The sequence below is a fragment of the Nocardiopsis alborubida genome, from assembly GCF_012396365.1.
Lineage (GTDB): Bacteria > Actinomycetota > Actinomycetes > Streptosporangiales > Streptosporangiaceae > Nocardiopsis > Nocardiopsis alborubida.
In genome coordinates this window covers 136,958-150,252 of record NZ_JAAXPG010000016.1, presented here as the reverse complement: position 1 = coordinate 150,252, position 13,295 = coordinate 136,958, and the positions used below count along the sequence as shown (strand labels likewise).

Annotated in this window: 11 protein-coding genes; 9 read left to right on the top strand and 2 right to left on the bottom strand. The window is 73.6% G+C overall.

Going from position 1 to position 13,295, the window contains the following annotated elements:
- The first annotated feature begins 74 nt into the window (after positions 1 to 74).
- Complete coding sequence (locus HGB44_RS18135) at positions 75 to 1,343, top strand: MFS transporter (protein WP_061081102.1); 1,269 nt, start codon at positions 75 to 77, stop codon at positions 1,341 to 1,343.
- 118 nt (positions 1,344 to 1,461) lie between these two features.
- Positions 1,462 to 2,421 carry a threonine ammonia-lyase gene (locus tag HGB44_RS18130; RefSeq protein WP_061081101.1) on the top strand — a complete coding sequence of 320 codons (960 nt, stop codon included), beginning with the start codon at positions 1,462 to 1,464 and terminating at the stop codon, positions 2,419 to 2,421.
- Between the two features lie 80 nt (positions 2,422 to 2,501).
- Here HGB44_RS18130 and HGB44_RS18125 read toward each other — a convergent pair whose 3' ends face one another.
- Positions 2,502 to 2,729, bottom strand: a complete 228-nt coding sequence (locus HGB44_RS18125) for a hypothetical protein (protein ID WP_061081100.1) — start codon at positions 2,727 to 2,729, stop codon at positions 2,502 to 2,504.
- Between the two features lie 198 nt (positions 2,730 to 2,927).
- Positions 2,928 to 4,358, bottom strand: a complete 1,431-nt coding sequence (gene purB / locus HGB44_RS18120) for an adenylosuccinate lyase (protein WP_061081099.1) — start codon at positions 4,356 to 4,358, stop codon at positions 2,928 to 2,930.
- Positions 4,359 to 4,539: 181 nt separating this feature from the next.
- On the opposite strand from purB, the gene HGB44_RS18115 reads away from it, so the two are divergent.
- The 7 genes from HGB44_RS18115 to HGB44_RS18080 all read left to right on the top strand — a co-directional run bounded on the left by HGB44_RS18115 (position 4,540) and on the right by HGB44_RS18080 (position 13,103).
- Entirely contained in the window at positions 4,540 to 5,928 is a 1,389-nt protein-coding gene (locus HGB44_RS18115) for a sensor histidine kinase (RefSeq protein ID WP_061081098.1), read from the top strand.
- Entirely contained in the window at positions 5,895 to 6,596 is a 702-nt protein-coding gene (locus HGB44_RS18110) for a response regulator (protein WP_061081097.1), read from the top strand. The genes HGB44_RS18115 and HGB44_RS18110 overlap by 34 nt, the downstream gene beginning before the upstream one ends.
- Positions 6,597 to 6,871: 275 nt before the next feature.
- Positions 6,872 to 7,798 (top strand): oxygenase MpaB family protein, encoded by a 927-nt coding sequence (locus tag HGB44_RS18100; protein ID WP_061081096.1) that lies wholly within the window; start codon positions 6,872 to 6,874, stop codon positions 7,796 to 7,798.
- A 653-nt stretch (positions 7,799 to 8,451) separates the two neighbouring features.
- Positions 8,452 to 9,753: an HNH endonuclease signature motif containing protein gene (locus HGB44_RS18095; RefSeq protein ID WP_061081126.1), complete on the top strand. Its 1,302-nt coding sequence runs from the start codon at positions 8,452 to 8,454 to the stop codon at positions 9,751 to 9,753.
- Positions 9,754 to 10,459: 706 nt separating this feature from the next.
- Positions 10,460 to 10,678 carry a DUF3099 domain-containing protein gene (locus HGB44_RS18090; RefSeq protein ID WP_061081095.1) on the top strand — a complete coding sequence of 73 codons (219 nt, stop codon included), beginning with the start codon at positions 10,460 to 10,462 and terminating at the stop codon, positions 10,676 to 10,678.
- 187 nt (positions 10,679 to 10,865) lie between these two features.
- Positions 10,866 to 11,402, top strand: a complete 537-nt coding sequence (locus HGB44_RS18085; RefSeq protein WP_061081094.1) for a GNAT family N-acetyltransferase — start codon at positions 10,866 to 10,868, stop codon at positions 11,400 to 11,402.
- A gap of 210 nt (positions 11,403 to 11,612) precedes the next feature.
- Positions 11,613 to 13,103, top strand: a complete 1,491-nt coding sequence (locus HGB44_RS18080; protein ID WP_061081125.1) for an aminopeptidase P family protein — start codon at positions 11,613 to 11,615, stop codon at positions 13,101 to 13,103.
- Positions 13,104 to 13,295: the final 192 nt, after the last annotated feature.

Genomic DNA, 13,295 nt, shown 5'->3' with positions numbered 1-13,295 from the left:
CGCGGACGCGCCCGGGCGGGGGCGGCGTCAGCGCGCCCCGCCGGTGACCACCCGCGGAGAGGACGTGGAGAGACGTGGCCCACACCCAGCAGACCGGCGCCGGGCCCACGGCCCCACCGCGCGCGCACGTGCTCTCGGACCCCGCCTTCCTGCGCCTGTGGTCGGGGAGCACCGCCTCGGGGCTGGCCACGTGGGCCATGCCGTTCATCCTCGGCCTGGCCGTCCTGGACGGAACGCTCACCGCCATGGGGCTCGGCCTGCTCCTGGCCACCCGTACCGGCGGGTTCCTCCTCGCGCTGCCGCTCGGCGGCCTGCTGGCCGACCGGCTCTCCCGCCGCGCGGTGGTGCTGTGGGCCGGGATCCTCGCGGCGGCGGCCACGCCGCTGGTCGCCGCGGGGGTGGCGACCGGCGCCCTCGCGCTCGCGGCCGTCGCCGCGGCGGCCGTGGGCGCGGGCCAGGGCGCCTGCAGGCCCGCCTTCCAGGCGCTGACCGCCGAGGTCGTGGACGAGCCGCGGCGCCAGCGCGCCAACGCGGCGCTCACCATCTCCGTGCGGGTCACCACCCTGGTCGCCCCGGGGGCGACGGCGCTGCTCTCCACGGTCCTGGGCGTGGACGCCCTCCTCCTGGTCACCGCCGGGCTGTGGGCGGTCGCCGCCCTGGCACCGCCCAGGGGTCGGGCCGCGCCCGCCCCGGCGGCGGTGCCCGCGCGCGGCCCCTCCCTGGTCGCCGACTTCCGCGAGGGGCTGCGCGAGGCCCGGCGCCACACGTGGTTCCTCGCGGGGCTGGGCGCCCTGACGGCGGTGATCGCCACCGGGTACTCCGCCACGGGCGTGCTGCTCCCCGTGGTCAGCCGCGACACGTACGGCACCGAGGCGGTGCTGGCGGGCGCGCTGACCGCCTACACCGGCGGCGCACTGGCCGGGGCGCTGCTGATCGGGCGCTGGCGCCCCTCCTCCCAGGGGTGGATCGCACTGGCGGGCCTGGCCCTGTACGGCCTCGCGCCGCTGAGCCTGCTCCTCCCGGTGGGCCCGTGGACGGTGTTCGCCGCCTACGCCTTGGCCGGAGTCGGGATCGAACTGTTCAACGTCCCCTGGTTCACCGCCGCCCAGCGCGAGGTCGCGCCCGACAAGCTCGCCCGCGTCTCCTCCCTGGACTTCCTCTTCTCCTACGGTCTGGCCCCGGTCGGACTCGCGCTGATCGCTCCGGCGACCCAGGCCTTCGGCGCGGAGGCGGTCCTCGCCGTGTGCGCCGCCCTCTGCTTCCTGGCTCCGGGAGCCGCGGCGCTCGCCCCCGGCGCACGCCACTTCGCCATGGGGGACCGGAGGGTCCCCCGAGCGGCCTGACCGGAAGGGGCCCGGCGGAGCGGGAACCCGGCGCCGGAACCGCGTCGGCGTCCTCCCCGGCCACGTGCGTCACCGGCCCGGACGCGTGGCCGGACCGGGTACCGGGCATAGAGGGCGCATGGAACTGATCACGGTGGAGGACGTCCGCGCCGCCCGGGAGCGCCTGCACGGGGAGGTGGTGCCCACCCCGCTGACGGCGGGCCCCGCCGGAGGGCCGCCGTTCCTGCTCAAGCCCGAGAGCCTCCAGCCCACCGGGGCCTTCAAGCTCCGCGGCGCCACCAACGCCGTCGCCCTGCTCGACCCCGCCCAGCGCCGGAGCGGCGTGGTGACCCACTCCTCGGGCAACCACGGCCAGGCACTCGCCCACGCCGCCGCCCGGCACGGGGTGCCCTGCACCGTCGTCGTCCCCGAGGGCGCGCCCGAGGTGAAGGTGGACCGCATGCGCGCCCTCGGTGCACGCATCGTCATGGTCGCCCCCCAACAGCGGGAGGCCACCGCCCTGCGGCTCCGGGACGAGGAGGCGCTCGCCCTCGTCCCGCCCTTCGACGACCCGCACGTCATCGCGGGACAGGGCACCGTCGGCCTGGAGATCCTGGAGCAGTCGCCCGAGGTCACGACCGTCGTCGTGCCCGTCGGCGGAGGCGGACTGGCCTCGGGGGTGGCCACCGCCGCGCTGGCCGCCGGAGACTCGCGCCGCGTCCGCGTCGTGGGGGTGGAACCGGAGCTGGCCGCGGACGCCGCCGAGAGCCTGCGCGCAGGGAGCCTGGTCACCTGGCCGCCCGAGCGCACCCACCGCACCATGGCCGACGGGGTGCGCGTGTGCCTGTCCGAGCTGACCTTCGCCCACCTGCGCGCCCGCCTGGACGAAGTCGTCACCGTGACGGAGGAGGAGATCGCCCGCGCCGTCGCGGCCCTCGCCCACGGGGCGCGCCTGGTCGCCGAACCCAGCGGGGCCCTGGCCGCCGCCGCGGTCCTGGCGGGCCGTGTGCCCACCGTTCCCGGCCGCCCGCAGGAGACGGTCGCGGTCGTCTCGGGGGGCAACGCCGACCCGGAGCTGTTCGCCCGCCTGGTGGCGTGAGCGGTGCGACCGGACCGGGCGGACGCCGTCACCGGAGGCAGGGGCCGGAGGCACCTCCCTCCGCGCGGGCGGAGCCGGCCTCAGATGCGGGAGCCCCCGCCGCTGGCGGGCCCGCTCCCGTTCACCCTGTCCCGCTCGTCCGCCCGCGCCGTGACGGGTCCGCCGCGCCCCGCGGAGGTGCGCGCGGCACGGTCCTCGCGGCGGCGCATGGCCATGTCCGACAGGGCGGCCAGCCCGAAGGCGACGACGACCGCGGCGACGACCAGCACGGTCCACAGCGCGGTACCGAAGGATTCGGGGTCGATCATGGGTGCTCCGAGGGGATCGGGGGTTGGGCGTGCCGACAGCACAACCGTAATAGGCGTTAACTTTCGGACCGAGTGTTAGCGGCGGTGAACTGGGTCATACACGCGTCGCCGCACGTCCGCCCGCACACGCACACGGCGAGGGGCTCGGGACGGCGCCGCGGCGCCGTCCCGAGCCCCTGCCGCACAGGCCCGAAGCCCCTACAGGATCGAACCGGGGGAGTAGGCGGCAGCCTCCGGGTGCGCGGCCACGATCTGGTCGATCCGCCCCACCACGGCGGCCACCTGGTCGGCGGCGGCACCGGTGAAGGTGATCCGGTCCGCCAGCAGCGCGTCCAGCTCCGCGCGGTCCAGCGGGAAGCGCCCGTCCTCGGCCAGGCGGTCCAGCAGCCGGTTGCCCACACCCTCCTGGCGCATGGCCAGGGCCGAGCCCACGGCGTGCTCCTTGATCAGTTCGTGGGCGGTCTCGCGGCCCACCCCGGCGCGCACCGCGGCCATGAGCATCTTGGTCGTGGCCAGGAACGGCAGGTAGCGGTCGAGCTCGGCGGAGACCACCGCGGGGAAGGCGCCGAACTCGTCCAGCACCGTCAGCATCGTCTCGACCAGCCCGTCGAAGGCGAAGAACGCGTCCGGCAGGGCCACCCGGCGCACCACCGAGCAGGACACGTCGCCCTCGTTCCACTGGTCCCCGGCCAGCTCACCGGCCATGGACGCGTATCCGCGCAGGACCACGGTCAACCCGTTGACCCGCTCGCAGGAGCGCGTGTTCATCTTGTGCGGCATGGCCGAGGAACCCACCTGGCCCTCGGCGAACCCCTCGGTGACCAGCTCGTGCCCGGCCATCAGGCGGATGGTCTTGGCCAGCGACGAGGGCCCGGCGGCCAGCTGCACCAGCGCGGTCAGCACCTCGAAGTCCAGCGAGCGCGGGTAGACCTGGCCCACGCTGGTGAACCGCCGCTCGAACCCGAGGTGGGAGGCCACCTCGTCCTCCAGCGCGGTGAGCGCGGCGCGGTCCCCGCCCAGCAGGTCCAGCATGTCCTGCGCGGTGCCCACCGGGCCCTTGATCCCGCGCAGCGGGTAGCGGGAGATGAGCTCCTCCAGCCGCCCGTGGGCGACCAGCACCTCGTCGGCGATCGACGCGAACCGCTTGCCGAGCGTCGTGGCCTGCGCCGCCACGTTGTGGGAGCGGCCCGCCATCACCGTCTCGCCGTACTCGGCCGAGAGCCTCCCCAGCCGGGCCAGCAGCGCCACCACCCGGTCGCGCGCCAGCAGCAGGCTGTCGCGCACCTGGAGCTGCTCGACGTTCTCGGTCAGGTCCCGCGAGGTCATGCCCTTGTGCACGTGCTCGTGCCCGGCGAGGGCGTTGAACTCCTCGATACGGGCCTTCACGTCGTGGCGGGTGACCCGCTCGCGCTCGGCGATGGAGGCCAGGTCCACCTGCTCCAGGACCTTCTCGTAGTCCTCGACCACACCGGCGGGGACGTCCACGCCCAGACGCGCCTGGGCGCGCAGCACGGCCAGCCACAGCCGCCGCTCGGCGACCACCTTGTACTCGGGGGACCACAGCCGGGTCAGCTCCGCGGACGCGTAGCGGGCAGCCAGGACATCAGGGATCAGCGGTTTCGCACTCACGTCGTCCGACCCTATCGTCCTGAGCCGCGGCGCACGCGCGGCCACTCCCCCCGAAGGCCCAGGTCCCCTCCCCGGACCCTCCGCGCCGGGGCCCCGGCCGCCCGGGGGTAGGGCCAGCCCCACCCCCGACCCGGTGGCACAGCCGATTCCCGCCTGGGCCGGGTCTGCCTAACGTTGGGCCATGACCACTCCCGCGGAGTCCCCAAGCGTCCCGCGCGCCCTGTTCCAGGCGCTCGGGACACGGCGTTTCCTGCTCACCTCCTGGCCCTGGCGGGGCCTCGCCTACAGCGGCAGCACCGCCCTGGTGGCCTTCGCCCTGTTCTTCGCCGCCTCTCCCGTCCTGGCCCCCTGGGCGGCGCTGTTCATGGCGTGGACCAGAGGGATCGAGGCGTCCGCCGACTACGTCGGAATCGTGCTGGTGCTGGCCCTGGGGCTGGCGTTCACGTTCCTGTTCGGCCCGCTGGTCGCCATCCCCCTGGGCGCGCTGGAGCGCTGGCGCCTGGGCCTGGTCGGGGGCGACCCCCGGGAGAGCGGGCACCGCGAGCCGGTCCCCGGGCTGTGGGGGTGGGTGCGCACCCGCTACACCGAGGCCGCCACCTGGCGGGAGGTGGCCTACGCGGGGCTGATGCTCCCCCTGGCCGGGGCCACCAGCATGCTCACGGGCTTCCTCCTGATGCTCGTGGTCATCCTGGTGTCCGCCCCGTTCCTCCTCGACGACGCTCCCGGCTCCGTCGTCAACCTCGGCCCCGTCACGCTCACCTCCAGTGCCCAGGCGGCGCCCTACACCCTCCTGGCCCCGCCGCTGCTGGTCACCCTGCTCTACGTGTCCGCGGCACTGGCGTGCCTGCACTCCCTGCTGGCCCGCACCCTGCTGGTCGGCCCGCCCAAGGGGGTCCTGCACGCCGAACTCAACCAGGTCACCGAATCGAGGGCGCGCCTGGTCAACGCCTTCGAGTACGAGCGCCGCCGCATCGAGCGCGACCTGCACGACGGCGCCCAGCAGCGGCTCGTCGCCCTGTCCATGGACCTGGGCGTGGCCCGCCTGGACCTGGAGGAGGGCAGCGAGGCCGACCAGCGCGTGGTCGCCGCTCAGACCAAGGCCGACGAACTCATCACCGAGCTGCGCGAGCTGGTGCGCGGCATCCACCCCCGGGTCCTCACCGACCGGGGCCTGACCGCCGCCCTGGAGGAGCTGGCCGACCGCTGCCCCGTGCCCGTGACGGTGCACGCGCGGCTGGGCGGACGCCTGCCCGCCCACGTGGAGGGCACCGCCTACTTCGTGGTCGCCGAGGCCCTCACCAACGTCTGCAAGCACACCGAGGCCAACGCCGCCGCCGTGCACGCCAGCGCGGCCCCCGGCGCACCGGGCCGGTCCGACACCCTGGTGGTCGAGGTCACGGACTACGGCACGGGCGGCGCCGACCCCGCCCGCGGGTCCGGGCTCACCGGCCTCAAGGACCGCGTCGCCGTCATGGGCGGCACAATGGAGCTGTCCAGCCCCGAGGGCGGACCTACCCGAATCCGAGTGGAGCTTCCGTGCGGCCCCGTTCCCCCGACACCGCTGGTGTGATCCCCGACGCACCCCCGGTCCCCACCGTCCTGGCCGAGGACGGCGTCCTGCTCAGAGAGGGCCTGTCCGGAATCCTGGAACGCTTCGGCTTCCCCGTCGTGGCCTCGGTCGGCGACGCCGAGGCGCTGGTGTCGGCCGTCGCCGAGCACGAGCCCGGCCTCGTGGTCACCGACATCCGCATGCCGCCCGGCTTCACCGACGAGGGACTGCGTGCCGCCGTCCGGCTGCGCCGCGAGCGTCCCGGCCTGGCGGTGGTCGCGCTGAGCCAGTACGTGGAGCTGAGCTACGCCACCGACCTGCTCGACTCCGGAAACGGCCAGGGTGTGGGCTACCTGCTCAAGCAGAGGGTGGGCGACGTCCGCGAGTTCGCCTCCGTGCTGCGCCGGGTGGTGGACGGCGCGACCTTCGTCGACCCCGAGGTGGTCCGCCAGCTGCTGCGCCGCCGCGCCGACCCGCTGGAGCGCCTGACCCCCCGCGAGCACGAGGTCCTCGCCCTGATGGCCGAGGGCCGCTCCAACGGGGCGATCGCCCGCCAGCTGGTGGTCAGCGACGCCGCCGTCGGCAAGCACGTGGGCAACATCCTGGCCAAGCTCGACCTGCCCCAGGACGACGGCGTGCACCGCCGAGTCCAGGCGGTCCTGGCCTACCTGCGCGGCCGCCCCTCCTGAACGCGTGGATGCGGCCGTCTCCGTCGCCTCCCGCCGTGTCCGGCACCCGCGCTCCCCCGTGCCCGGGGGAGCGGGGCTGGAGGGCCGCACGGCGGACCTGCCGGGGGACCGGGGAGCGGGGCTGGAGGGCCGCGCGGTGGACCTGCCGGGGGACCGGGGAGCGGGGCTGGAGGGCCGCGCGGTGGACCTGCCGGGAGGCGGGGGAGCACCGGGCCTATCGTGGAGGGGCAGAGCCGTCACGGTGCGAACTCCCCCCGCAGCCCGTAGGAGACCGGATGCAGCCGACCGTCGCCGCCCCCGAGAGCGTCACCTGGAAGATCCACCTGGACCGGTCGATGTGGGTGGCGGGTGTGCGCGCCCTCATGCTCCAGGCCCTGCACCCGGTGGCCATGCAGGGGGTGTGGCAGCGCTCGGACTTTCGCTCCGACCCCACCGGCCGCCTGCTGCGCACCGCCCACTTCGTGGCCGTCACCACCTACGGCAGCCCCGCCGAGGCGGACGCGCTCGGCGAGCACATCCGCAGAGTGCACCGCGCGCTGTCCTTCACCGACCCGGCCAGCGGCCGCCTCCACCGGGTCGACCAGCACGACCTGCTGGTGTGGGTGCACTGCGCGGAGGTCTCCTCCTACCTGGAGAACGCCCTGCGCGCGGGCGTAGCGCTGACCGCCCGCGACGCGGACCGCTACCTTGACGAGCAGTCGCGCACCGCCGCCTACGTGGGTCTGTCGCGCGAGGACGTGCCGCGCTCGGTCGCCGACCTGCGCCGTTACCTGGCCTCGGTCCGGCCGGTCCTGCGCGTCACCCCCGAGGCCCGGCAGGCGGTGCGCTTCCTGCTGTGGCCCAAGGTGCCCGAGCGCCTGTCCTGGCTGGCCCCGCTCAAGCCCCTGTGGTTCCCGGTCGGCGCGTTGTCCTACGCCACCCTGCCCGCGTGGGCGCGCCGCGCCTACGGGGTCCTGCCCGAGATGCCCGGCGGGGACGCGGCGGCCACCGCGTCGTTGCGGACCCTGCGCGCGGTGCTCAACCGGGTGCCCGAGCGGTACTACAACCTCGTCTTCGACGAGTCCACCGTACGCAGCGCCGAGGAGGCCAGGCAGCGGCTGCTGGAGGCCGGGTACGAGATCGAGAACGGGTTCCGGGCGATGCGCGCCCGCACCCTCTTCCGGGCGCCCGCATCCGCGTCCGCGCAACCTGTAGACCGTTGATGGACGGGTGCGTTCTGAGCCGGTGGTCGTAGGCGTTGTTTTCCACAGGTGGTGGTTGGGGCTGGCAGCGGGTGGCGCCGTGATGGTTTCCTGGAAATAGGGGGGATCCCACCCCTGTGCCTTTTGGTGTGCCCTCAAATACCCGACACCTCAAGGGGAGTAATGGATTGAGGGGTAGGGAGGGGCCGCCATCAGGTCTCTCCCCTACGCTGCTCTTGACGGGGGTTGTTGGCAGCGACGAAAGCGCACCCGCTGCCGCGAAGTGGAACGGACTCCGATAAACGGTAGTCGTCCGGTGGGGGTGAGGGGCCCGACGAAAAGCGGCACCAAAGGCGGGAGCGGCTGGCGGAGGGCGACCAACGCCCGGGATTCGGGGACGGCTGGGCTCTGCTGCGTCGGCGCCAACGGCAGGCGGGTCCTCCAGCCTCGGGTAACGCCCCTGGCCCCTGTGATCGGGGGGCGGCGACGATGGCACCCACGGCGAGGGATCATTTCTCCCGCGCCCTTTCTGGCGCCTTTCGGTTTGTCCCAATTGTGACTTATCAATGAAGGACAAGCCTCCCGTGGGGGGAAATCCGGAAGGGCGGGTAATTCGGTGCTGTGAATTCTGGCGCAATGGCTGCCATTGGCTTATAATAAGAGGTATGGAGATGATGCTTGCAGCGCCCGACGCGGCCCCCGGGGTTTGTTCCCCGGGTGTGGCCGCGCTGGCCAGTGCGCGCGAGATCATCGACCAAGTGTTGGATGCCGAGGTGCCGCCGGGGGCGGACGAGGCCGCCGCTGAGGAAGTCGCCGCCCTGTGGGACCAGGTGGAGAAGATCCGCTACCGGGCGCTGGCGCGGATGGCGCGTTTGTACGCGCGCGGTGAGGTGGCCCGCTACAGCGGCTATTCGACCCTGGACAAGTGGATCACCCACCAGTGCAAGGTGCCGACTGGTCAGGCCAAGGATTTGGCCCGTCTGGCCCAGCACGTCCACGAGGAGACCCTGCCCGCCACCGTCCAGGCTCTGGAGGAGAACACGGTGGCCTTGGGTGAGGCCGTCGCGATCGCCAAGGTCACCGACAAAGCCGTCCAGACCCGCGATGCCCAGCATTTCCCCGACGAACAGGGCTACCGGCAGGGGTTCGAAGCGGCTCTGGTGGCGGCCAAGGCAGAGCGTCCCGCGTTGTCGGTCAACCAACTCCAGGCGGTGGCCCGCCAGGTCGCCTACCGTTTGGACCCGCACCGGTTGGACCGCGACCACGAGGCCGCCCACGCCGCCCGTGGTCTGGCTGTGCATGACACGTTCCAGGGCAGTTACCAGTTGCAGGCCTGGGGCGGGGTCGGAGACGCGCTGATCGTGCGCGCGGCCATCGACACCTTCACCACCCCGCCCGGAGAGGGCGAGGAACGGTCCCGATCTCAGCGTGAGCATGACGCGCTCATCGCGGCACTGCGCTTCGCCACCACCCACACCGGATGCACCCACACCCCCGCCCCGTTGGCGCAGATCCGCATCGTGGTGCCCGTGGAGACCTACCTGGACGCCGAAGGCCAGGAGGTTCCAGCTCTGGACGAGCGCGGCCGGGTGGTTCCGGCCGGGCTGGTCCACGAACTGGCTGGGGACTCTGAGGTGGTGCGGATGCTCACTGCCCCGTCCACCGGGCGGGTGCTGGATGTGGCTCCCAGTCGCCGCCTGGCCTCCGCCCGGCAGCGCGCGGCGGCCTTCCATGGGCACGCCACGTGTGCGCACCCGGGTGGGTGTGAGGTGCCGATCACCTGGTGCCAGGCCGACCACATCACCTCCTTCTCGCGGGGTGGGCGCACCGAGGTCGCGAACCTGCAACCGTTGTGCGGCCCGCACAACCGGGCCAAGTATCAACGCGAAACACGAGAACACCACCACACCCGGGCCGGAACGAGAGGGCGGGAGCGAGGATGCCCGCCCGAACCCCACCCACCACCCCGGGAATGAACACCCGGCCCTGGGAAGAAGGCCGCCGCCCACGCCCTCCAGGGCCACCAGGGCCATGCCTACCGTTGCTGCGCCCAACTCCAGCGTGCCCGGGACCCACCAGAGGTGCACCCCCGCGCGGCGACCGTCGCCGCGCCACCATCGCCGTCGTCTCCCGCCCCCGCCACCGGGGCCGGTAGCGCTGCCCGAGGCCGGAGGAACCGCTCGCCTTTGGTGCCGACGCAGGAGCGAGCAACCACCCCTCAACCCCGGGCGTTGGTCGCCATCACGTGCCACTGCGCGGCAGCTGGCGCCGCCGCCTCGGCCACCACCCACGACCAGGGCGTTGAACAGGAACCCCAGACACCCGCTGCCTTCGCTGCCAACGCAGCAAAGCCCCACCACCCCCGAACCCCGGGCGTTGATCGCGGCTCGGACCACTTCGCGGCAGCTGCCGACGCAGGAGCGAGCAACCACCCACGACCAGGGCGTTGAACGAGAACCCCAAACGCCCGCTGCCTTTGGTGCCAACGCAGCAAAGCCCCACCACCCCCGAACCCCGGGCGTTGATCGCACACCCCGGTACCGCACACCCGGCACCGCACGCTCCAGTACCGCACACCCGGGCATCAGGCATTTGGGTGCCCGCGCTGGAGCCTATGGGCCCATACGAAAACACCGCGCCTGAGTAACGTGGAGGCAGTTCCCGTAGGGAAGGGAGCCAGCCGTGAAGCGCCGTGTACGCCAGTACAGCCTCGTCATGGGAGTGTGCCTGCTCCTGTTCGCCGGAGCGCTGCCCGTCTACTACCTCTTCGGTGCCGGGTGGGCGGTGGCCATGTGCGCGGTGGCGTCGGTCCTGCCGCCGGTGGCCGCGGCCCTGGGCAGCATCGCCGACCCCGACGACCCGGCGGACCGCGACAACAGGTACGGGCCCAACGCCGACTGACCGCCTGCGCCGACTGACCGCCCGCGCAGCCACGGCGGGGCGCACGGCCCGTGTCACGGGTCCGATGATCCCGCACGTAGTATTTCGGCGGGACCGGGTATTTCGGCGGAACCGGGTGTTCCGGCGGAACCGGGCACCGCACGCCGCCACGGCGGCGCGGAGGCTCCGTCGGCCACGGGAGGAACGCGTGACACACACCAGCGCCGAAGGCGTCGCGGCGGACCCGCGGACCAGTGCGGTCCGCATGCTGCGCGTGCGCCACGACGACCCGCGGGTGCGGGGACTGCTCGCCGGGCTGCTGGAGGAGTACACCGAGCGCTACGGCGCCGAGGGCGCGGCCAGTGAGCTCGCGCGCTACCCGGTGACCGAGTTCGCCGCTCCCCACGGCCGCCTCGTGCTGGCCGAGCTGGACGGGGAGATCGTCGCCGGAGGGGCCGTGCGCCCCTACAAGAAGGACCGGGCGGCCATGGCCGACACCGCCGAGTTCAAGCGTGTCTGGACCTCGGGGCGCCACCGCCGCCTCGGACTGGCCAGCCGGGTGATGACCGCCCTGGAGGAGGCCGCCCGCGACCTCGGCTACACCCGGGTCCTGCTGTTCACCGGTCCCGCCCAGCCCGAGGCGGTCGCCTTCTACACGCGGATCGGTTACCGGCCGGTCGACCCGGCCGACATCGACGAGCTGCCCCACCGCACGGCCATCCCCTTCGCCCACGACCTCGTCTGAGGCGGCGGGAGTCCGCTGACCGGAGGGGCTTCTCCCGGGGGCCGCGTCCAGAGCCGGTGCGGCCCGCCGTGCCGCGGTCGGACCGGCCGGGCGCGTTATGGCTTCCGGTATGTCCGCGCGACGGCCGTGCCTCGGGGCCTCCCCGTACGATGGGTGGCCAGGGCCGCCACAAGCGGCCGCTACGCCGAATCCGACGAGGAGACGCACGACGTGAGCGAGCAGCAGCGCCCCCAGGACGAGACGAACGCCCCCGTGTTCAGTCCCCGTAAGAACGGGCAGGCGCAGTCGGTCTCCGACGAGCTCGCCGCGTGGATGAGCACCGGGTGGGCCGACACCGAGCGGCGCGACCTGGAGCCCGTCGAGCAGGCCGGGCACACCGCCCGCCGCCGCGCCGCGCTCAGCGCGGCCTTCCCCGGCGACCGCCTGGTCGTTCCGGCCGGACAGCTGCTCACCCGCTCCAACGACACCGAGTACCCGTTCCGGGCGGCCACCGACTACGCCTACCTCACCGGCGACACCTCCGACGGCGGCTGCCTGGTGTTCACGCCCCGCGCCGAGGGCGGGCACGACGTGGTCCTCTACCTCAAGCCCCGCTCCAACCGCGACAACGGCGAGTTCTGGCTGGGCGGCTACGGCGAGCTGTGGACCGGCCGCCGCAACAGCCTCTCCGAGGCCGCCGACCTGCTGGGCGTGGCCACCGCCGACGTGACCACGCTGTCCGGCGTGCTGCGTGCGGGCGGCGCGACCACCCGCATCGTGCGCGGCCACGACGCCGGGCTCGACGCGATCGTCGACGGGCTGCGCGCCGACGCCGACGAGGAGGCCCGCGCCAAGTACGCCCAGCTCGACGAGGACCTCTCCGTCACGCTGGCCGACCACCGCCTGGTCAAGGACGAGTGGGAGGTCGCCCAGCTCCAGCTGGCCGTGGACGCCACGGTGCGTGGCTTCGGCGACGTCGTCAAGGCGCTGCCGCAGGCCAAGGACACCTCCGAGCGCTTCATCGAGGGCACGTTCTTCCTCCGGGCCAGGGTGGAGGGGAACGACGTCGGCTACGGCACCATCGCGGCCTCCGGCGCCAACGCCACCACCCTGCACTGGACCCGCAACGACGGCCCGGTGCGCGAGGGAGACCTGCTGCTGCTGGACGCGGGCGTGGAGACCACCACGCTGTACACCGCCGACGTCACCCGCACCATGCCGGTGTCGGGCACCTTCACCGACGTGCAGCGCCGCGTCTACGACCTGGTCTACGCCGCCCAGGAGGCCGGTATCGCCGCCGTCGCCCCGGGCAGGCCGTTCGTGGCCTTCCACGAGGCGTCCCAGCGGGTGCTGGCCGAGGGCCTCGTCGAGTGGGGCCTGCTGGAGGGCCCGGTCGAGCGCGTCCTGGAGCTGGGCCTCCAGCGTCGGTACACCCTGCACGGCACCGGCCACATGCTGGGCATGGACGTGCACGACTGCGCGGTCTCGCGCCAGGAGGTCCACCTGTACGGGGACCTGGAGCCGGGCATGGTGCTCACCGTCGAGCCGGGCCTGTACTTCCAGCCCGACGACCTGACCGTCCCCGAGGAGCTGCGCGGCATCGGCGTGCGCATCGAGGACGACGTGCTGGTCACCGAGGAGGGCCGCACGGTCATGTCTGCCGCTCTGCCGCGCTCCTCCGCCGAGGTGGAGGCCTGGCTGGCCGAGCGCCTGCCGCGCTAGCCCTTCCCCGCACACGACGACGGGACCGCCTCCTCGGGGGCGGCCCCGTTTCCGTTGTCCCGGGGAGCGGGGGGCGTGTACCCGCTGCGGGCCTGCGACGGCGGAGCCCGTCCCTCCTCGCGCCCAAGAGTGGCCCATGCCTCGCCACAACACGTTTGGGCAGGTCGGTACACGGCCAGCGGGGAGGGGAAG

Excerpts from the sequence above, each read along its gene's own strand:
- HGB44_RS18130 (WP_061081101.1), top strand. The coding sequence starts at position 1,462 with ATGGAACTGATCACGGTGGAGGACGTCCGCGCCGCCCGGGAGCGCCTG.
- HGB44_RS18125 (WP_061081100.1), bottom strand. The coding sequence starts at position 2,729 with ATGATCGACCCCGAATCCTTCGGTACCGCGCTGTGGACCGTGCTGGTC.
- HGB44_RS18115 (WP_061081098.1), top strand. The coding sequence starts at position 4,540 with ATGACCACTCCCGCGGAGTCCCCAAGCGTCCCGCGCGCCCTGTTCCAG.
- HGB44_RS18100 (WP_061081096.1), top strand. The coding sequence starts at position 6,872 with ATGCAGCCGACCGTCGCCGCCCCCGAGAGCGTCACCTGGAAGATCCAC.
- HGB44_RS18095 (WP_061081126.1), top strand. The coding sequence starts at position 8,452 with ATGCTTGCAGCGCCCGACGCGGCCCCCGGGGTTTGTTCCCCGGGTGTG.